General features: G+C 70.3%; 14 protein-coding genes and 1 tRNA gene. 11 read left to right on the forward strand and 4 right to left on the reverse strand.

The features are described from left to right. Positions 1-20 precede the first annotated feature (20 nt). The 3 genes from F9278_RS33700 (at position 21) to F9278_RS33710 (ending at position 4,214) form a co-directional block, all read left to right on the forward strand. The gene (locus F9278_RS33700) at positions 21-2,873 is read left to right on the forward strand and encodes a SpoIIE family protein phosphatase (protein WP_152171672.1); all 2,853 of its coding nucleotides are present in this window, start codon (positions 21-23) and stop codon (positions 2,871-2,873) included. Positions 2,874-2,973: 100 nt separating this feature from the next. Further along, positions 2,974-3,636, forward strand: coding sequence for a TetR/AcrR family transcriptional regulator (locus F9278_RS33705; protein WP_226967070.1), 663 nt, complete (start codon positions 2,974-2,976; stop codon positions 3,634-3,636). Positions 3,637-3,860: 224 nt separating this feature from the next. Beyond that, complete coding sequence (locus F9278_RS33710; protein WP_152171673.1) at positions 3,861-4,214, forward strand: hypothetical protein; 354 nt, start codon at positions 3,861-3,863, stop codon at positions 4,212-4,214. Positions 4,215-4,542: 328 nt separating this feature from the next. On the opposite strand, the gene F9278_RS33715 is transcribed toward F9278_RS33710, so the two are convergent. After that, positions 4,543-6,060 (reverse strand): AAA family ATPase, encoded by a 1,518-nt coding sequence (locus F9278_RS33715; protein ID WP_152171674.1) that lies wholly within the window; start codon positions 6,058-6,060, stop codon positions 4,543-4,545. Between the two features lie 401 nt (positions 6,061-6,461). On the opposite strand from F9278_RS33715, the gene F9278_RS33720 reads away from it, so the two are divergent. Further along, entirely contained in the window at positions 6,462-8,933 is a 2,472-nt protein-coding gene (locus F9278_RS33720; protein ID WP_152171675.1) for a hypothetical protein, read from the forward strand. Between the two features lie 1,683 nt (positions 8,934-10,616). On the opposite strand, the gene F9278_RS33725 is transcribed toward F9278_RS33720, so the two are convergent. Together F9278_RS33725 and F9278_RS33730 are read right to left on the reverse strand one after the other, a co-directional pair. After that, positions 10,617-11,864: an XRE family transcriptional regulator gene (locus tag F9278_RS33725; protein WP_152171676.1), complete on the reverse strand. Its 1,248-nt coding sequence runs from the start codon at positions 11,862-11,864 to the stop codon at positions 10,617-10,619. A gap of 159 nt (positions 11,865-12,023) precedes the next feature. Further along, on the reverse strand, positions 12,024-12,359 hold the full coding sequence (locus F9278_RS33730) for a GntR family transcriptional regulator (protein WP_226967071.1): 336 nt from the start codon (positions 12,357-12,359) through the stop codon (positions 12,024-12,026). A gap of 218 nt (positions 12,360-12,577) precedes the next feature. Here F9278_RS33730 and F9278_RS33735 point away from each other — a divergent pair, with 218 nt between their 5' ends. The 4 genes from F9278_RS33735 to F9278_RS33750 all read left to right on the forward strand — a co-directional run bounded on the left by F9278_RS33735 (position 12,578) and on the right by F9278_RS33750 (position 15,846). Then, the gene (locus F9278_RS33735) at positions 12,578-12,997 is read left to right on the forward strand and encodes an XRE family transcriptional regulator (RefSeq protein ID WP_152171677.1); all 420 of its coding nucleotides are present in this window, start codon (positions 12,578-12,580) and stop codon (positions 12,995-12,997) included. Then, entirely contained in the window at positions 12,994-13,821 is an 828-nt protein-coding gene (locus tag F9278_RS33740) for a hypothetical protein (RefSeq protein ID WP_226967072.1), read from the forward strand. Before F9278_RS33735 ends, F9278_RS33740 begins: the two co-directional genes overlap by 4 nt. A gap of 367 nt (positions 13,822-14,188) precedes the next feature. Then, positions 14,189-14,383: a helix-turn-helix transcriptional regulator gene (locus F9278_RS33745; protein WP_152171678.1), complete on the forward strand. Its 195-nt coding sequence runs from the start codon at positions 14,189-14,191 to the stop codon at positions 14,381-14,383. A gap of 5 nt (positions 14,384-14,388) precedes the next feature. Next, complete coding sequence (locus tag F9278_RS33750; protein ID WP_404818966.1) at positions 14,389-15,846, forward strand: tyrosine-type recombinase/integrase; 1,458 nt, start codon at positions 14,389-14,391, stop codon at positions 15,844-15,846. Positions 15,847-15,976: 130 nt separating this feature from the next. Here the strand turns inward: F9278_RS33750 and F9278_RS33755 are convergent. Beyond that, positions 15,977-16,048, reverse strand: a tRNA-Arg gene (locus F9278_RS33755). Between the two features lie 195 nt (positions 16,049-16,243). On the opposite strand from F9278_RS33755, the gene F9278_RS33760 reads away from it, so the two are divergent. From F9278_RS33760 to lysA, 3 genes are all read left to right on the forward strand, one after another. After that, a complete protein-coding gene (locus F9278_RS33760) occupies positions 16,244-16,750 on the forward strand; it encodes a response regulator (RefSeq protein WP_226967073.1) in 507 nt (168 codons plus the stop codon). 250 nt (positions 16,751-17,000) lie between these two features. Next, the gene (gene nrtL / locus F9278_RS33765; protein ID WP_152171680.1) at positions 17,001-18,146 is read left to right on the forward strand and encodes an ArgS-related anticodon-binding protein NrtL; all 1,146 of its coding nucleotides are present in this window, start codon (positions 17,001-17,003) and stop codon (positions 18,144-18,146) included. A gap of 135 nt (positions 18,147-18,281) precedes the next feature. Continuing rightward, positions 18,282-19,673, forward strand: a complete 1,392-nt coding sequence (lysA, locus tag F9278_RS33770) for a diaminopimelate decarboxylase (protein ID WP_152171681.1) — start codon at positions 18,282-18,284, stop codon at positions 19,671-19,673. Positions 19,674-19,694 lie beyond the last annotated feature (21 nt).

The following is a 19,694-nucleotide window of genomic DNA, read 5'->3' on the forward strand; positions in this document are numbered from 1 at the left end:
GGCCGCCCACAGGTGAGGAAGTGATCCCGTTGTCCGTCTCCTGGGACGACATCGGCGGTCTCGTCGATGCCCATGAGCGTTTCCTCGCCGGTGCCCGGGTCGACTCGGCCGTCCGGGACCCGGTGCTCGACTCCTGGAAGCGCTGCCGTTCCGCCGGACTCGAACCCCACCGGCTGCTGATCCCCTACGCGCCCGACCTGGCCATGGAGGACCCCTTCCTGCGCGCCGCCGACCCGGTGCTCGCGCGGCTCGCCACCTCCCTTTCGAACGTCAGTATGACCGTCGTGCTCTGCGACGGACAGGCCCGCATGGTCCAGCGGCACGGCGGCGACCGACAGCTCCGCACCCGCCTCGACGAGGTCAACTTCGCCCCCGGTTTCTGCGCCTCCGAGGCCGCCGCCGGCACCAACGGCGTCGGCACCGCCCTCGCCGAACGCCAGCCGGTCTACGTCCTCGGCCGCGAACACTTCGCCGACTGCCTCTCGCCCTTCGCCTGCGCCGGCGCCCCCGTCCGCAACCCGCTCAGCGGCCGGGTGGAGGCCGTCCTCGACCTGACCTGTCTGCGCGACGACGGCGACCCCACCATGCTCCGGCTGGTCAGGGAGGCCGCCCACGACATCGAGGCCGGCCTCCTCGAACAGGCCACCGAACGCGAGCGGGCGCTCCTCGCCGCGTACCACCGCGCCGCCCGCACCGCGGCCGGCCCCGGCACCTGGCCGCGCCAGCCCGACGAGCCGCCGTGGGCGCGGGGCGACGACGGCCGGTACGGCGAGACCCTCGGCCGCGTCGACCTCGCCGTCCTCCGCGAGAAGGCCGAGGAACTCATCGCCTCCCCGCACCGCACCCTCGACGAGGTCACCCTCTCCGGCGGCCGAGCGGCCACCCTCCTGCGCCGCCCGATCATGAGCGAGTCCGGTGAGACCGGCGTCGTCGTCGAGGCCCGCATCCTCGGCGGCCCCCACCTGCACCACACGCGACTGACCCCTCCACCCGCCACCTCAGGCACCACCCCGAGTCCCACCATCGACACCGCCCCACCACCGACCGTCGTCCTCCGCACCCTCGTACCCACCACCCCACACGAACCGACTCCGTACGAGCCCACGCCGTACGAAGCCCCCGCGGCCCCCGACTCCCCCTCCGACGCCTGGCTCCTCCTCATCGGCGAACCCGGGGTCGGCCGGCTCGCCGTGCTCGCCCGCCGGCGGCTGGAGCTGCTGCACGACGCCGGGGTCCGGATCGGCACCACCCTGGACGTCACCCGTACCGCCGAGGAACTCACGGAGGTGGCCGTCCCCCGGTTCGCCGACTTCGCGGCCGTGGACCTCCCCGTCTCCGTCCTCCTCGGCGACGAACCCGAACCCCTCGGCCCCGGCATGCGCCTGCGTCGGGTCGCGCTGGGCGCCGTACACGAGGAGTCGCACCTGTACGAGGTCGGGGACCCTGTCCGATACGTGCCCACCACCCCGCAGGCGCGCAGCTGGGAGACGGGACGGTCGGTGCTCGAACCGGTGCTCGCGGAGGCGGGCGGCTGGCTCGCCCAGGACCCGGCCCGGCTGGAACGCGCCCTCGCGGCCGGCATCCACTCCCTGATCACCGTGCCGCTGCGGGCGCGCGGCGCGACCCTCGGCGTCGTCAGCTTCTACCGCTCCGAGCAGCCCGCCCCCTTCGAGGACGACGACCTCTCCCTCGCCCAGGAACTCGTCGGCCGCGCCGCGATCTGCATCGACAACGCCCGCCGCTACACCCGTGAGCACAACACCGCCCTCGCCCTGCAACGCAGCCTGCTGCCGCGCGGCCGTTCCGAGCAGAGCGCGGTCGAGGTCGCCTACCGCTACCTCCCCGCGCAGGCGGGCGTCGGAGGCGACTGGTTCGACGTCATCCCGCTCTCCGGCGCCCGCGTCGCCCTGGTCGTCGGGGACGTGGTCGGCCACGGCCTGCACGCCGCCGCGACCATGGGCCGGCTGCGCACCGCCGTCCACAACTTCTGCGCCCTCGACCTGCCCCCGGACGAACTGCTCACCCACCTCGACGACCTGGTCGGCCGTCTCGACCGGGGCGAGGGCTGGGCGGTGGAGAACACCCACCAGGACACCGGCATCGTCGGCGCGACCTGCCTGTACGCCGTCTACGACCCGGTGACCCGACGCTGCGCCCTCGCCCGCGCCGGGCACCCGCTGCCCGCGGTCGTCGCCCCGGACGGCACGGTCGAGTTCGTCGACCTGCCGTCGGGACCGCCGCTGGGCCTCGGCGGCATGCCCTTCGAGACCGCCGAACTCGACCTGGCCGAGGGCAGCCAGCTGGTCCTCTACACCGACGGCCTGGTCGAGGACCGGCACCGTGACATCGACACCGGCCTGGACGCGCTGCGCAAGGTCCTGGCCCACCCCGACCGCGCCCCCGAGGACACCTGCGAGGCGGTCCTCGACGCCCTGCTCCCGGCCCGGCCGGGCGACGACGTGGCGCTGCTCGTCGCCCGTACGCACACCCTGGGCCCGGAGCGGGTCGCCCAGTGGAACCTGCCCAGCGACCCGGCGGTCGTCTCCCGCGCCCGCGTGGCCGTCACCGCACAACTGGCCGCCTGGGGCCTGGACGAACTGGCCTTCACCACCGAACTGGTGGCCAGCGAACTCGTCACCAACGCCATCCGCCACGCCACCGGCCCGCTCCAGCTCCGCCTGCTCCGCGACCGCGCCCTCATCTGCGAGGTCTACGACGGCAGCGGCACCTCACCCCGGCCGCGCCGCGCCCGCACCGAGGACGAGGGCGGCCGGGGCCTGTTCCTGGTGGCCCAGCTCACCGAACGCTGGGGCACCCGCTACACCCCCGACGGCAAGACCATCTGGACCGAACAGCCCTTGCCCCACCCTTGACGTAACGGTCACTATAATTGGAACACTCGCTACGGAGAGCCGGCCGAGTGCGAACACGCTCGGACACTCGGCACACGACAGGAAGGGCGGGGCGCAGCCCATGACCAGGCCGCAGCCGATGACCGGGGCACAGCCGACGACCGGGGCGCAGACGGCGCGCAAGAAGCGCGCGAACGGCGTGGAGTCGCGTCAGCGCATCCTCGACGCCACCGTGGAGATCGCGGGCGAGCGCGGATACGAGGGCACGTCCATCGCGGCGGTCAGCGCCAAGTGCGGACTGCCCGCCAGCTCGATCTACTGGCACTTCAAGGACAAGGACGACCTGATCGCCGCGGTGATCGAGCGCAGCTTCGAGAGCTGGCTCCAGGCCGTCGAGCTGCCGGGCGCCGACGCGGGCACCCCGCTGGAGCGCGCCACGCTCATGGCGGTCGGCGTGGCCAAGTCGCTTGTCGACGCCCCCGACTTCCTCCGCCTCGGCCTGATGCTCGCCCTGGAACGCCGCCCCACGGAACCTCGTGGCCGTACGGTCTTCCTCCAGGTCCGCGACATCGCGAGCCGAAGGATCACGGATGTCGTCAGGGAACTCTTCCCGGACCTGGACGACGCGTCCGTGGCCGTCCTCACCACCTACGCGGTGGCCGGCGCCGACGGCCTGTTCATCCAGCGCGAGGTCCACGGCGACGCGATCGACCTGCTCGCCATGTTCGAACTCCACGCCCGCCTGGTCCACGACGCGGCGGTCCGCCTGACAGGCACGGAGTAACACCGGCTCGGCCTTGAGGAGACGTAGAAGAAACGGCAGAACCGCACGCTCTTCAGGGCCGCGGGGGACTGCGCGACAAGCCACGACGCAGCGCGGGGGCCCAGGGGCCGAAGGGCAGAGCCCTTGGTGGATGGGACGGGACGGGTTGGGGCGGCGGGTGCGAGTAAACTCCCCGCAGAAGTTGCCTACTTCAGCCCCCACTTCACGACCCCACGAGGCCCTGGATGACACCCCCCACCCCATCCCGGGTAACCCTCTGCCGAGACTGCTGCTGCGGCACCCCCAAACTTCCCGGCGTGGACCACGAGGCCCAGACCACCCGCCTCCAATCCCTGGTCCCCACCCGAATCTCCACCTGCCTGGACGCCTGCGACCAGGCCAACGTCGTGGTTGTCCACCCCTCCTCCGCAGCCCGAGCCACCGGCGCCCGCCCCGTCTGGCTAGGCCTGGTAAACGACCCCGAAGCCACCGAGGACATAGCCACCTGGATCCTCTCCGGCGGCCCCGGCACCACCCCCATGCCCCCCATCCTCGACCTCTACCTCTTCACCCCACCATCCCGCCGCAACTCCCCCTGACACCCACAGAGCCAGACCACACACAAAGACCCCGTCCTCGGCATCCGCTGATGACGGGGTCCCGGGCACCTAATCCAAGGTGCCCCCGGCAGGATTCGAACCTGCGCACACGGCTCCGGAGGCCGGACAGTTCCCAGACGTTTTAGCAGGTCGGCGGGGTATCTGATGAGAAGTCAGCCTCGTCGTCCCGTGCATGTCCCGCGGCAATGAAATACCCCATTTGAGACGGTGATCGCGCTTTCGTGTGCCAGCCGGCGCCGATCCCGCCTCTGTCGGCCACCAGGACTGGGCCCATGGCGCCCGCGTCAGTGACGCGACCCTGGCTCAGTCATGTCAGGCCCTGGATGGGCCCGTCGCCGTACAGCGCGGCGATGTCGACCAGGAGGACATCGCGGCGGCGTCCGGCGGCGTCGATGACATCGGGGTGGAAACCGTGCAGGGAGAACAGGGCGAGGGACGCGGCATGGGGTCGGTGTCCCTGTTCGGCGAGCAGGGTTCGGATGTGCTCGAGGCGCTCGAGGTCCTTGAGTCCTCGGGGTTGGACGGTGGCCTTGGCCTCACCGATCAGGGCGATGGCGGCTCGCGGGTTTTGAGGGCGTTCGCCGGGAGCCATGGCGAGCAGGTCGACCTCGTGCCTGGTCCGGGCGGTCGGGTCGGCGATCTCCGCCGTGCCCACCGCGCCGAGCGACAGCCCCGTCTCGTCGATGGCGAAGGAGCGGGCCCATTCGCGCGCGGTCTCCTCGAAATGCGGGCCGAGGATCTTCGAGTGGTACGTCGGTCGGGACGACTGCCACACCTGGGCACCGCGCCGCCGTTCGACCAGGTCCACCATGGGCAGGGTGATCAGCTGGTTGAAGCGGATCACCGGGTCCGCGACGCTGATGGCCGGGTGTCGCGCCTTGAGCAGGTCCTGCTCCTTGCGGACGTAGCCGGTGGACTCGAGCACCTCCAGCGGGGCGACCATGGCGGAGCGGGACCGTTCCAACATCGAGCCGACCTTCGCCGGGGTCGAGGCGCCCCGGGCGACCGCGGACAGTACGTCGTAGTACAGCGTGCGGTGGGTGATCCGCGGGTCCTCGCGCAGCAGGAACTCCGCCTCCACCCGGGAGTACAGGGCCCGTCCCGGGTCCAGCAGGGTGCGTTCCACCCAGGGGGCGAACTCCGCCTCCCTCTGCGGGGGTTGCCCGGCGGCCAGCGGTCGATAGCCGGGGGCGCCGCCCAGCACGGAGTCGACCTGCAGTGCCACCGCCGGGTCCGCGATCCCCCAGTGGGTGCGGGCGGTGCGGTAGTCGAAGGCCGGCAGGCGCAGGTCCAGAACCGCTCGGCCGCGTAGCGGCTTGGTCCCGGACAGCAGCTCGGACATCACGCTCATCGCCGAGCCGCACAGCACGATCCGGCCGCCTGGTGCCTTGCCTGACTGCGACTGGTCGTACAGCAGTTGCAGGAACCCGGGGATCTCCGGGGAGTGCTGCAGCAGGTACGGCAGCTCGTCGATGACGATCAGAGGCGCCCCCGAGGCCCGGTTCACCACCTCCAGCGCGGCGGTCAGCACATCCCGCCAGTCGTCCAGCCGCATCGCCCCGGGCCGCACACCCGCGTGCGCGGCGATCATCTCGGTGAACCGGTGCAGCGCGGGCACCCGGCCTTCCTCCTGTACGGCGGTCAGGTACAGCCCGCCCACCGCTTCTGTCAGTGCCTCCAGCAGGAACGACTTCCCGTTTCTCCGGCGCCCCGAGACGATGGCCAGCCGCAGCTCGGTGGCTGGATCGGAGAGAAAGTCGTTCAGGAGGGCCCACTCGTGATCGCGGTCCAGCAGCCGCCCCGGCTTGTCGCTCTGTCCAGTCACAGCTTCCCCAATTCCGTTTGGGCCTACCTGAACAAAAATGGTACAGGTCGACCTTACTATTGGGCTGCCCGTGATCGATGCCGGTTTGTCGAAGCCACCGTCATCGTGGAGAACGGGCGTCCTGGGCTTGAGTCCGCGGGCTGTCGCGACGCGGCATGCCGGAACACGGCCGCCCAGAGCGGACTGTGGAGTTCCCGTACGTTCCCGCTCGAGCAGGTCGAGGACGGGCCGTCGGCTTGGCGGATCGCCGGGCGGATGCGTCGGCTTCTGTGCTGTCCTGCTCGGTGAACAGCAGTGGGCCTGCAAGGCATCGGAGTGTTCCTTCTGCTGACATTCTGTGAGCCGCATGCGACGGACAGAAGTGGCTTCACCCCCCGGGAGCGGCTCTGTACGGTGTTCGGGTGACACGCGAAGCGGAATCCGGTCTGGCCACCCACGCTCTTCTTTCCTGGGGTACGGAGCGTGGCGGACGTCTTGATCCAGTGGCCGCGGACGCGGTCCTGCATCTGCTCGCCCTGAGCGGCGCCAAGGTACGCGACGGGCTGCCCGAGGCCACTCCCGACCTGGTACGGGCCGTGCTGCTCGAGGCGCTTCCGCAGTTCCTGTCCGTCACACCGGGCGAGGAGGGCGCGGCACTCGCGGTGCTGCGCGCGCTGGCGGACCGCACCAGAGCGGACGGACGGCTCAACGCCAAGCGGCACGCGCGGCTGCGCGAGGCAATCGACGAGTGCGCCGAGGAACACCTGCGGGTGATGTGTGACCCACGCGAGTTGACGCTCCCGCGCTTCTGGGGCGGCCTGTTGCGGTCGCGCAGTGTCGACGTGCGGGACGCGCGGGCGGTGCGGGGAGAGTTGGAGGAACTTGGGCGGTTGCCGTACGCGGAGCGTGTCAGGCTGCTGTCCCTTCCGGACGCGACGGATGCCGCGGAGCCCGACGCGGGCTCACTGGCCGCGGTCCCGGCGGCGTGGGCGCTCGGCCCATACCGGCGCGGACTGGCGATGGAGCGGCAGGCTGTGGCCGCGATGGCGCTGGGGCAGCGCCTTGCCCTGTATCTGACAAAGTCGGACGAGGCGCCATGGGTGCTGGACCTGCTCGGCTCCGAACAGGTGGCGCGTCTGATGGATGCCGATGGAGTCGACGAGTGGACCGAGGCCGTCACGAAAGCCGGGCTGCGCGTGGGACGCCGCTGGTCGTTGGGGCCGGCCGAACTGCCGTCGGCGGCGCTTCCCGCTCCCGGTCCGCGTCCGGACGACATGGCGTTGTTCACCGCGGTGGGCGAGGTGGTTGAGCAGTACGACATGCTGCGAGGGGAAGAGCCGTTCGCGCCGCCGCACCCGCTGCCCGCGGACCGGGACTGCCTTGTGGCCGCGCTGTGCGGCAGCGGGTTGCTCGCGCCCGCCGCGCAGCTCGCCGCGTCCCCGCCCTCGGACGTCGACACGGCCGGGGTCGACAGCGCGCTCACGACCGGCTTTCTCGTCCTGGATCCGGAGGGCAGGCCGCGGCACGGGCCGTCCCTGGAAGCATGGCGTGAGCGGAACGTGGGTGAACTCGCGGCTCTCGCGGTGCGCGCCCTGGTGGAACTGTGCGCACGGCTGGACGACGATCCGGACCTCGGGGGCGGCTTCGAGGGCGAGACCCTGGGCGATCTGATGGCACTCCACTGCGCGGCGGGCGAGACCCGGTCGGTGGCGCGGGATGCGGCTGTGGCAGCCGACTGGGTGGTGCCCCCGGAGGCGTCGCTCGCCGCGCCGGTGCGTGGCCCTCAGGACTCCACGGAGCTGGAGGAGTCCGGGTGCACGGCGGAGACGTACCGGCTGCCGTCACTGCCGGAGCTCGAACGACTGCTGCAGATGGGCCAGTTGGACGAACAGGACGCCATCGAGCTGGCGCCGGAGGCTCAGCGGCTGGTCGGCCGCCTGGATCTGCTGGCCGCGGCCGGTGCGGTGTGGCGGCGTGGCGACGCGTACGGGCTGACCCCGCTGGCTGCTGTCGTACTTCGAGAGGCGCTGCTGCTGGCGTACGGCGGGGGCTGGCCACCCCGAGCCGGTGAGCCGACGCGGGAGACAGACGGGGCCGCCGCGGGTGACAGCGAGGGGCACGGGTGGACGCCCTCGAGTGTGGCGGATCGCTTCCCCACCATGGAAGCGGTGGTCGCGATGGATGCCGCACGGCTGGTCCCCGCCGCGCGGCAGTGGGACGATCCCGCCGCCCACCGGGTGCTGAGCCAGTGGGTCGGGGGTGGTGAGGGGCCCGAGGCGCGCTGGCCGTCGCTGCTGGCGGCACTGGCGGCCCCTGCGCCGTCCACGGACCTGCCGGGCCACCGCAGGCTGGTGGCGTTGACCCTGCCGGACTCCCCGCCCGGGCTGCTCGCCGGTCACCTCGGTGACCCAGTACTCGGTGCCTGGGCCGCCGAGGTCCTGCGGGCGGTGGGGGAGGCGGTCGAGGAAGAGGCCGTGCCCCTCTCGTCCCGGCTGCTGTGGAGGCTGGACCGGCTGCACGCCCTCGCGGTCCCGGCCTTGCGCGCCTCCTTCGCCCTCGACGAAGTCCCGGAGGACGAGGAGGTGCCGCCGGAAGGAACGGACGGTGGCCGCCCCACCCCGGAACTCGGCGCCCTGTACGAGGGCTTGGAACAGATGGCCACCGGTTGGCCGGGCGGTGCACCCACGCTGGTGTCGGATCTCGCCCGTGCCGACCCCGCCACCGCATCGCATGCCCTTCAACTGCTCTCGGACCACCCGGACGAGGAGATCGCCGGGTCGGCTGCGTTGGCGTACGAGGAGTGCGAGAAGGCGTACCTGGCGCAGGTACGCCAAACGCAGTCGACCACGCGACGTGAGGGCGGCGGTCACAGCAGGGGCAAGAAGCGTCGCTGAACCAGACCACCGGTCGTCTCCGCGGGGGCCGGTGGCTCGCGGGCTTCCCCGGCGGTCTGTGTCATGCAGTGCGTAAGCGGTGGCTGCGGCGACGGGCTCTCACATTCGTGTCGCGTGCTGGCCCGCGAAAGTGAAACGGAGTGTTCCTCCGTCTCATTTGGAGCCGTCCTCATCGGAAAACACACTGGTCGCGGCAGGTGCTTTTCTGCTGCGGCTGCATCGTGTGGTTCGCCGTCCCGCGTATGTCCCGCGCGGAGCACTCTGCGGGATCGGACATCTGGGATTCCATCCGTGCGGTGCCGTAAAGCCGCAGGTCGAAGCCTTCCTGAACGGAGTGGTCATCGCCAAGTAGCCGTGTGCGTTTTGGCATGCACAAGAAAGGCCCTGACCGGCGTTTCCGCTGGTCAGGGCCTAAATTTCCGGTGCCCCCGGCAGGATTCGAACCTGCGCACACGGCTCCGGAGTGATTGTCTGATCATGCCTCTGTATGCCCTCTGACCTGCGGCGGAACCCGGCAGGGGGCGCGCCACGACACAGAGTGTGTCGGAGGTGTGTCGCGCGCTGGGGGCGACTGCCCCCGCGGTAAGGGCAGTAAGGACCGCCCTGTCGGGCGGACGACTCTCAGGCGCCTACTCCCGCTCGGGAGCTCCCGCCGGACGGCGACCGCGCCGGTTCGCCCCTTCCCAGGTATCCGCAACATCCGCAACGCCGCAACATCCCAGGTCAGATGGGGTGATCGTGTTGCGGATGGCTCCCATGTTGCGGATACCTGCCGACACACAACGCTCTTAGTAGGGGGCGTCTCCTCCCCCTTCCTAGGGATCCGCCACGTCCGCCACGCCGCAACATCCCAGGTCAGATGGGGTGATCCCGTGGCGGATCGCTTCCGTGTGGCGGATCGCCCCCACGTAAAGCAAGACCGGACACGAGCCTTCCAAGGGGGAGGTTGTCCGGGGCAACGCCGTCGGGCCCCGTCCGGCCCGCTCGAATCTCCCGGCTTTTCAGGCGGGGGCGGTTCGGCCGGCGGGCGCTCCCCGGTGCCCCTGACACCTCCTGACGGTCGGCGCTCCCGAGCCTCCCCCTTGGAAGGCCACCCGCAAGTTCGGGGCGGAGACAGCCGAAGAGACCGCCCCCGCCCCGAGGTGGCTCCTTTGGCTGCTCGTGGGCCGCAAAACCGCCTTTGACCTGGGAGGCGACAAGCGACAAGACAAGACAAGCGACAAGCGAGACGACAAGCGAGGCGACAAGCCACGCGACAAGGGAGACGACAAGTCCAACGGGCCCGGACGCACCCGCCGTCCCGCCGGGAGCTGCTGAGCGGGCAGGCGCCTGAAGGGGCACCCGGCACGGGCCGTTCCGGTCTTGCTTTACGTGGGGGCGATCCGCCACACGGAAGCGATCCGCCACGGGATCACCCCATCTGACCTGGGATGTTGCGGCGTGGCGGACGTGGCGGATCCCTGGGAAGGGGGAGGAAACCCCCCTACTAAGAGCGGTCTGTGTCGCCAGGTATCCGCAACACGGAAGCTACCCGCAACACGATCACCCCCTCTGACCTGGGATGTTGCGGCGTTGCGGATGTTGCGGATACCTGGGAAGGGGCGAACCGGCGCGGTCGCCGTCCGGCGGGAGCTCCCGAGCGGGAGTAGGCGCCTGAGAGTCGTCCGCCCGACAGGGCGGTCCTTACTGAGGCAGGAAGCCAGGCGCCGTCTGCCCAAGCGTGCGCAGTTGCGCGAGGTACTCCTGAGCGGCCGGTTCGGATGCGTACCGGAGACGCATCTCCGCCGCCAGTTCACGGCTGGTCATGATGAGCGACGGGACCGACTGGCGATCACCTACGAGGGCGCGCTCCCCCATGATGAGAGCCCCTTCGAGGTCGCCCTCCCGCGCGGCCGTCACGCCAAGCGTGACGCGCGCTTCGGCGTTGCGCATGGGCGAGCGCTCCGTGCCGTCAAAGTCCGTGCCTGCCCGGAGGACTTCCTCAGCGAGCGTCCGTGCCAACTTGTCCTCTCCCGCCAGGCGATAGCAGTCCATCGCGTAGAAATCGAACTTCGAGGGGTCGACCACAAAGTGGTTGTCGAGGTTCTCGGGGTGCGGCATCCCTTCGAGTAGGTTGCGCCCCCGATCGAGCGCCACCTCAACCTGCCGCCGGTCCCCGAGTCGGGCCCACGCCTTCGCTTCCTGCGCGGCAAGCTGTACGGCGACGCCATGATGTGTGGCCACCGCGGTTCCAGCCTGCGCCGCCGCGATAACCCCGCGATAGTCCCCCGTGGTGAGCGCGAACCAGGCCCGCATCTCGTGTGCCCATCCGGCGACTTCCGCGTGGTCCGCCTCAGTCGCGAGCGACAGTGCGGCACGGCGGGTTGACTCGGCCGCGTGCCGGTCACCGATGTCGTACTCCACGCACCCCACAAGAAGGGCGAGCCAACCGGACAAGGCGAGTACTTCGCGGTGCTGCGTGAGCGTGAGGCTTTTCGAGTGGAGTTCCACAACGCGGCGGAGCCACTGGCGTCCTTCAATGAGGAGTTGCTCGCTCGGCATGAACGGGTACTCCGAGCAGAGCCGATCCGTGGTGAACCGCAAGGCATCGAGCGTCGCCGTATCCACGTCGGACCGGTTGAGGCGACTCACGATTTCCAGCGTCTCCATACCACTCGCCGCCAGGATTTCCTTATCCCCGTCCCGGCGCGCCGGCGCGGGGAAGAGCGCGTGCGTCACCGTGCCAAAGACTGCCGCGATGAGAGGTCGATAGAACTCGTTGGGGATCTGCCCGGCCTCCCACCGCTTCCACTGCCGAATCAGGCTGTCATCTGCGGGTAGCTCATCCTTGGAGTGCCCCCGAAGAGCACGCACCGCGTCTCGCTGGGACCACTCGCGCGCGGCCCGCTCGGCTGCGATACGTCGCGCCCATGCGGGCCTGCCGTCGCTCATATGTCCTCCTCCGAGTGCTTACCTGCTGAGTCTCGCGCCTTGCCCCTGGGGACAGGGAAGGGGACTCCGAGGTGACACAGGACATGTCCCCACCTCATGCGCTCGCCCCCTCGATGTCACTTACGGCACACGTTCCGTTCCTCGCATGCTGGTTGCAGATCACGCACCACTCGGGGTGAGGCGCTTTTCGAGTGCCTCCACCCGTTCAGCCAACGCCTGAATCAGGGAGCGGATTTCATTGATCTCGCCGCGCACATCGTTCTGCGAAACGGTCCCGTCGCCAACGAAATTTCCGAGGTTCCCGGCAGACGCGATGAGCCCCTCGGACCGGAGTATGGCCAACCCGTTCTGAATGGTCTGGCTCGCGTACCCGAAGCGGTCGATCAGCTCCCGCTGTGAGGGGAGCTTGTCACCGGGTTTCATCCGCTTGACGTCCTCGCGGAGTGCGTCCGCGACCTGCACCGCCTTGGGCTTGGGCCCTCCTGTGACAGTCATGCTCCGAGCGTACCCACCACAGCGAACTAGTGCACACCACCCAACAGGGGTTGTGCACCACAGCAGACTAGTGCAAGCTAGTTAGTAGGCGAGGCGCACCGAACGGGGTGCAACTCCGCTAAAAGCCCTGGTCACACCAGGAAAAGCAAGGAGCGGCTTCCACCGCCAAGTAGCCGCCGCTCCCTGACCCTCGAAGGGGTGTCTCCATGATGCCTGAAATGACCGCGACGGTTGAAGCTCCGGTTCAGCCGGGGCAGGGCCCGCAGCAGCCGTACGCGTTGCAGTCGGCGAACACGCCGATGGGGCGTGTGCGGGTGGCGCGTGGCTGGTCTCAGGAAAAGGTCGTGCGGGCGCTGACGCTGCTCGCGGAGAACTGGGGTTGGCAGATCGCGTCGGAGTCGTCGTTGAAGGTGCAGCTCTCGCGCTGGGAGCACGACGTGACCCGGCCCGGTGAGACGTACCGGGTGCTGCTGTGCGCGGTCTACCGCGCCACCCCCGATGAGCTGGGCTTCAACCGCCCCCGCCCGGCCAAGGCGCCGTTGCCTTCGCAGTCGCTGCGGGACCGCGTCAGCGAGCTGGAGGCGCGGCTGGAGATGCTGACCAGCTACCTCAGCATGAGCGAAGGGCTCCCCGCGTGAGCCACCCCGCCTTTGACGCGCTCTTCGCGCGAGTGGCCCCCGCCCCGGCTCCGGTCTCCTCTCTGCGGGAGAGGGACCGGCGCCAGGACGGCGAGGACTTCCCCGCCGTCCCCGTCGCTGGGCTGGAACTGTCCGTGGGCGAGATGGCCGCCGCTCTGTTCGAGACGGGCGCGGACGAACTCGCCGTCCCTGTACCCGACACCGACACCCTGTATGGCGTGCTTCACGGTGCCGTGCGCACGCTGGGCCCCGCCGGGATCGCGAACGTGCTCGGGACCTTCGAGGAACTGGACGGCGCGGAGTTCTTCGAGGTGGCATACTGCCGCCGGTTCGCCTACCGGCTCGCCCTGTCCTTCTGGTACGAGGGCGCCCGCGCCCGGCCGATGACCGCCGGGGAGGCGGCCGTTGCGCTGTACCTGTCGGACGCCTACCGCCACCACCACATCGACCCGGCAACCTTCCGCAGGACGCCCCTGCTCGTGTCCCGAGCGATCCGGCAGGGCGCCGCCCTGGTGCCCGTCGAGACGCTGATGCGGCTGGGTGCGGCCATGGTCCGGGAGTTCGCCGTCACGGCTGTCACGCCCCCTGTGACGCCCGTCGCCACGCAGGTCGACGCCCCGTCGACGCCGGGCCGTGACTGGCTCTACCGGCAGGCTCTGCCCGACTACCACCGCCGCCGGTTCTGCTTCGACCTGATGCGCTTCGACGCCCGTCAACCCTCCCCGCTCATCGTCCGTCTCGACGGCGGCGCCTACGCGGTCGGGGCCACCCCGCCGGCGGGCCCCGACGGCACGTGGGCGCGGACACTGCGGGCGGAGTGGTGACCGATCCGCACACCCGATCCGCACACCCGCACGGCCCGTCCGCACGTGCGGAATCCGCACCCGCACGGTCGGACGGGCGTGCGGAATCGACGGGCGTCAACCCCGGTTCGACGCCCGTCGATCGAGGCTCGCCGCCCGTCGACCGCCCGACTGTTCACGCGGACGTCCCCGTGTTCACGGCCGCTCACGGGGTGTTCACGGCGCCGTTCACGCCCGCCGTGTGGCGCCTGCTGGTCCGACTCGCGCACGCCTACCAGTCGACCCCCTACCAGCCCGAACGGCCGGGTGTTCACGCGGCTGTTCACGGCGTTCACGAAACCGATCGATCGACCCGATCCCGCCGGATCGACCCTGAAAGGACGGCGGCATGAGCGTCCGTGTGGTGGACGAGAAGATGACTGTTCAGCAGGTCATCACAGATCTGAAGGTCGCCCCTTCGACCTTCTACCGGTGGCGCCAACTCGGGAAGGGGCCCCGTTCGATCAAACTCCCGAACGGCGACGTACGTATCCGTCGGTCGGAGTACGAGCGGTGGCTCTCGGAGCGGGAGGACGCTGCGTGAACACTGTGAACGACACCTCGGCCGGGCGCCCTCGCGGGTCGGCCCGGCCGGGCTACTCCTTCGACATCAAGCTGTGGAAGGTGTCGAAGACTGGGCGCAAGTCTCGTCCGTATCGCCTGCGGTGGGTGGTTGCCGGACGGGTGCATGGCGACACGTTCACCACGTCTGCGCTCGCGGAGAGTCGCCGGTCTGAGCTGTGGCAAGCCATGAACAGGCGCGGTGAGGCGTTCGAGATCGACTCGGGTCTGCCTGAATCAGAGGTTCGCGCAGCGGCGGAAGTGGCCGAGACGGCAGAGGTGAAGGCGCCGTTGCGGTGGTTCGAGTTCTGCCGGAAGTACGTCGCCGGGAGGTGGCGTACGAGCGCGGCCAAGAGCCGCGAGGGCATGGCGGACGGCCTTGCGGCTGTGAGCCTCGCGATGGTCAAACGTGAGGACGGCGTTCCCACGGATGAGCAACTGCGGTTGGCGTTTCGGTGGGGAATCGTGCCCGCGAACGCGGGGGCGGACGTGCCGGCTGACCTCAAAGCCGCACATGACTGGCTCACGACTGCGGACCGTCCGGTCTCCGACGTGGCGGACGCCGCAGTGTTCGAGGACGTGCTGTACCGACTCGCGTACAAGCTCGATGGCACCCTGGCAGCAGGCGACACGTACAGGCGGCGCCGCCGGGCCCTGAACACCGTCCTCGAACACGCCGTGGTCGCGGGAGAGCTCCCGGACAACCCGCTTCAGCGCGCCCGCCGGAAGTACGTCGGCTCCCACGACGTGGTGGACCGGCGCGTTCTCGTGAACGCCCTACAGGCCCGTCAGTTGCTCGCGGGAGTTTCCTACGTCGGTTCGTGGGATCGTTGCCGTGGGAGGCGCCTGGTGGCCTTCTACGCGGTCCTGTACTACGCGGGGCTCCGGCCCGCTGAGGCGGTGGGACTGCGACGGTCGGACTGCGACTTGCCCGAGACGGGTTGGGGCACGCTGACACTCCGGGAGACGCGCCCCGTCTCCGGAAAGCAGTGGACCGACTCGGGGGAGCGCCACGACCGCCGGGGCCTGAAGGCACGGGAGGCCAAGAGCGACCGACCGGTGCCCATCCCGCCCGTCCTGGTGACGATCCTGCGGGCGCACCTGGACACGTTCGGCACCGCGAAGGAGGGGCGGGTGTTCGGCAACGAGCGTGGGGGAGTGGTCGGTTCATCCACCTATTGGCGGGTGTGGGAGGAAGCGCGGGAGTACGCACTGCCACCTGGGCGCGTCGCCTCACCGCTGGCCGGACGGCCGTACGACCTGCGGCACGCGTGCATCACTCGGTGGCTCAACGCGGGGGTGCCGATCGCTGAGGTTGCCCGGCGGGTCGGCAACTCACCAGAGGTGATCCACCGCCGCTACCACGGCTGCATCGACGGTCACGAGGAAGCGGCCAACGCGAAGATCACAAAGGCGCTGGAAGAGGACGGCGACACGGCCGTGTGAGTGTGTCGGGGGTGTGTCGCGAACACTGAGAGACAGTGAGAAAGAGCGGGAGTCAGTGAGACTGACTCCCGCTCTCTCATGTCGGCATCCGCACTGGTCAGAGCATGATTTCTGCTGTCTGACTGGCGAGTGCCCCCGGCAGGATTCGAACCTGCGCACACGGCTCCGGAGGCCGTTGCTCTATCCCCTGAGCTACGGGGGCGTGTCGGGCGCCTTGTTCGGCGGCGACGGGTAGAACCCTACCAGCTCTCCGGGGGAGATCATGAACGGGTTTTGGGGGGTGGGAGGGCGGGGTTGAGCTGGGGGACACCGCCCGCAGGGGGTGGAAGTGGGGAAAACCCGGACGCGGTGGTGGGCGCGGACCTACTCTCGAGTTGTGCCAGGCGCGTCCGGCCGGGTGCTTGTTGTAGACGACAACAAGGTCATCCGGCAGCTGATCAGGGTCAACCTCGAGCTGGAGGGCTTCGAGGTGGTGACCGCGGCCGATGGTGCCGAGTGCCTGGACGTCGTCCACCGGGTGCGGCCCGACCTCATCACCCTCGATGTCGTGATGCCTCGTCTCGACGGTCTCCGTACCGCCGCCCAACTCCGCGGCGACCCCCGGACCCGACGTCTTCCCCTCGCCATCGTCAGCGCCTGTTCGCAGTACGAGGTCGATGCCGGCCTCGACGTCGGCGTCGACGCGTTCCTCGCCAAGCCCTTCGAGCCGACCGAACTCGTCGCCCTCGTAAGGCAGTTGGTGGAGCGCGGGCACGGTGGGGGCGGCGAGTTCGTGCCCTGGGGGAACGGGGTCGGAGGGGTCGGAGCCGACGGTCCTCCCCATACGGGCACCACCGCCGGTGGGACCGGCAGCGGCAGCGAGCACACCGACCGCGCCGAGAGCGCCGGCCGAACCGGAAGCTGACCGCCAAGGTCGAGGAGATCGCCGAGGTTGCGGAGGCATCGGAGCCGTCGGGGGCGTGGAGGCCTCCCTCGGGGCGGCCGGCGGTTGCAAGGGCTGCAAGGGCTGCAAGGGCTTGGGGAGGTTCAAGGGCTTCGGGGGCTCAGGCCCCGTCCTCCGCCACCCTCTCCCTTGCCCCCACCCCGTCCACATCCCGGACCCCCAGGCAAACCGGCTCGCATATCCACCCCCCTCCTCCCATACGCTTGTCCCCGTGACCCCCGTCGAGCTCTCCCGTACCGTGCTGCGCGCGGTGCGTCGTGCTGTGGATGAGGGGGAGCTGAGGGTGGCGGTGCCCGTACGGGCCGTGGTGACTCCGCCGGGGCCCGGGGGGAGCGGGGACTACGCGACGAACATCGCGTTGCAGTTGGCCCGGTCCGCCGGACGGCCCCCGCTGCAGGTCGCCGAGATACTGCGCCCGCACCTCAGCCGTACCGAAGGCGTCGCCGCCGTCGAGATCACCGGCCCGGGGTTCCTCAACATCCACCTCGACCGGGCCGCCGTCACCGACCTCGTGAGCCGTATCCGAGGAGCCGAGGGCACCGGGGGCACCGGGGACGGCCGAGACCCCTCCCCCCTTCCGTACGGTCACAGCGACACCCTCGCCGGGCAGGTCGTGCGGTTGTGGATCCCGTACGACATCCGTGCCGAGGTACTCGCCGACGCGCTCGTACGGATCGTCGCCAGCCAGGGCGGCCGTGTCGAGGTCGATCACATCAGCGCCCGGGAACCCGATACCTCCGGTCAGTTCGACACCCCCGGTCGACTCGGCAACTCCCTCGAACCCGGCGAGGCCGTACCGTTCCGGCCCGTCCCCGCCCCGGAAGACCCCACCCCCCTCGGTCCCGACGCCCTCCGCTGGGCCCTGTTGCATCCGGCCGCCCACGACCGGCCCCGGATCACCGCGGATCTGCTCGTGCAGCGCGCCGCCAACCCCCTCTTCCGGGTCCGTTACGCCCATGCCCGAGCCCGTGCGCTCACCCGCAACGCCGCGGCTCTCGGCTTCACCGGCACCCCGGGTGACCTGGGCGACCTGAGTGACCTGTGCACCTCCCCCTCCCCGTCCACACCCCTCACGCCCATCCCCACCCCCGACGTGACCACCCCCCTCGTCACCGCCCTCACGGAATACCCCTCCGTTCTCGCCCGCGCGGCCACCCACCGCGCTCCCGACCGGCTCGCCCGGCACTTGGTCGTCGTCGCCGACGGCCTGCTCGCCTTCCAGCACACGGTGCTGCCGCGCGGCGACGAGAAACCCTCGGCCGCCCACCGGGCCCGGCTGGCGCTTGCCGAAGCCGCCGGGACGGTGCTGGCCGGCGGCCTGTCCCTGCTCGGCATCGACGCACCCGTATACCTCTGAGCCAGCCCGCGAAGCCCAAGCCCAAGCCTGAAGCCCAAGCCTGAAGCTCAAGCCTCAAGCCCGTGCCCAGCGCCCGAGCCAGCCCCAAGCCCCCGCGCGTCACCGCCCAGAGCGCACACAGAAAGCCGTACAGACATGAGCCGTTCCGCACACCCCGCCGGGCCCCGTCACGCCGACGTGTTTCCCGAGGGGCACTACGCCGCCCCGCCCGCCGACCTGAACACGCTCGACCCGAAGGTGTGGGCGCAGACCGTCACCCGTACGGACGACGGAGTCGTCACTGTCGGCGGGATCGATGTGAAGGCGCTCGCGGAGGAGTTCGGCACGCCGGCGTACTTCGTCGACGAGGCCGACTTCCGCGCCCGCGCGCGCGCCTGGCGCACGGCGTTCGGGCAGGAGGCCGACGTGTTCTACGCGGGGAAGGCGTTCCTGTCCCGGGCCATCGTGCGCTGGCTGCACGAGGAGGGCCTCAACCTCGACGTCTGCTCCGGCGGCGAACTGGCCACCGCCCTCTCCGCCGGGATGCCCGCCGACCGCATCGCCTTCCACGGCAACAACAAGTCCGAGGAGGAGATCCGCCGGGCCGTCGAGGCGGGTGTGGGCCGGATCGTGCTCGACTCCTTCCAGGAGATCGTGCGGGTCGCGCACCTCGCCCAGTCGCTCGGCCGGCGGCAGAAGGTGCAGATCCGCGTCACCGTCGGCGTCGAGGCCCACACGCACGAGTTCATCGCCACCGCCCACGAGGACCAGAAGTTCGGCATCCCGCTGGCCGGCGGGCAGGCCGCCGAGGCCGTGCGCCGGGCGCTCAAGCTCGACGGGCTCGACCTGATCGGGATCCACAGCCACATCGGGTCGCAGATCTTCGACACCTCGGGGTTCGAGGTCGCCGCCCACCGCGTCGTCGGGCTGCTCAAGGACATCCGCGACGAGCACGGGATCGAACTGCCCGAGATCGACCTCGGCGGCGGCCTCGGCATCGCGTACACCAGCGACGACGACCCCCGTGACCCGCACGAGATCGCCAAGGCGCTGACCGAGATCGTCAACCGTGAGTGCGACGCCGCCAGGCTGCGCGCCCCCCGGATCTCCGTCGAGCCGGGCCGCGCCATCGTCGGGCCCACCGCCTTCACGCTCTACGAGGTCGGCACCATCAAGCCGCTGGACGGGCTGCGGACGTACGTCTCCGTCGACGGGGGCATGTCCGACAACATCCGGACCGCGCTGTACGACGCCGAGTACAGCGTGGCGCTGGTGTCCCGGACCTCCGACGCCGAGCCGATGCTCGCGCGGGTCGTGGGCAAGCACTGCGAGAGCGGGGACATCGTCGTCAAGGACGCGTTCCTGCCGGCGGACCTGGCACCGGGTGACCTGATCGCCGTACCGGCCACCGGCGCGTACTGCCGCTCCATGGCCAGCAATTACAACCACGTGCTGCGCCCGCCGGTCGTCGCCGTCAATGATGGACAGGCGCGTGTCATCGTCCGCCGGGAGACGGAGGAGGATCTTCTCCGGCTCGATGTCGGGTGATCCGCGTCAGGTGATCCGCGT

The sequence above is a fragment of the Streptomyces phaeolivaceus genome (assembly GCF_009184865.1).
GTDB lineage: Bacteria > Actinomycetota > Actinomycetes > Streptomycetales > Streptomycetaceae > Streptomyces > Streptomyces phaeolivaceus.

Coding starts and splice junctions, on each gene's coding strand:
- F9278_RS33730 (WP_226967071.1), bottom strand. CDS start 12,359: ATGACTGTCACAGGAGGGCCCAAGCCCAAGGCGGTGCAGGTCGCGGAC.
- F9278_RS33735 (WP_152171677.1), top strand. CDS start 12,578: ATGACCGCGACGGTTGAAGCTCCGGTTCAGCCGGGGCAGGGCCCGCAG.
- lysA (WP_152171681.1), top strand. CDS start 18,282: ATGAGCCGTTCCGCACACCCCGCCGGGCCCCGTCACGCCGACGTGTTT.
- F9278_RS33725 (WP_152171676.1), bottom strand. CDS start 11,864: ATGAGCGACGGCAGGCCCGCATGGGCGCGACGTATCGCAGCCGAGCGG.
- F9278_RS33705 (WP_226967070.1), top strand. CDS start 2,974: ATGACCAGGCCGCAGCCGATGACCGGGGCACAGCCGACGACCGGGGCG.
- F9278_RS33745 (WP_152171678.1), top strand. CDS start 14,189: ATGAGCGTCCGTGTGGTGGACGAGAAGATGACTGTTCAGCAGGTCATC.
- F9278_RS33710 (WP_152171673.1), top strand. CDS start 3,861: ATGACACCCCCCACCCCATCCCGGGTAACCCTCTGCCGAGACTGCTGC.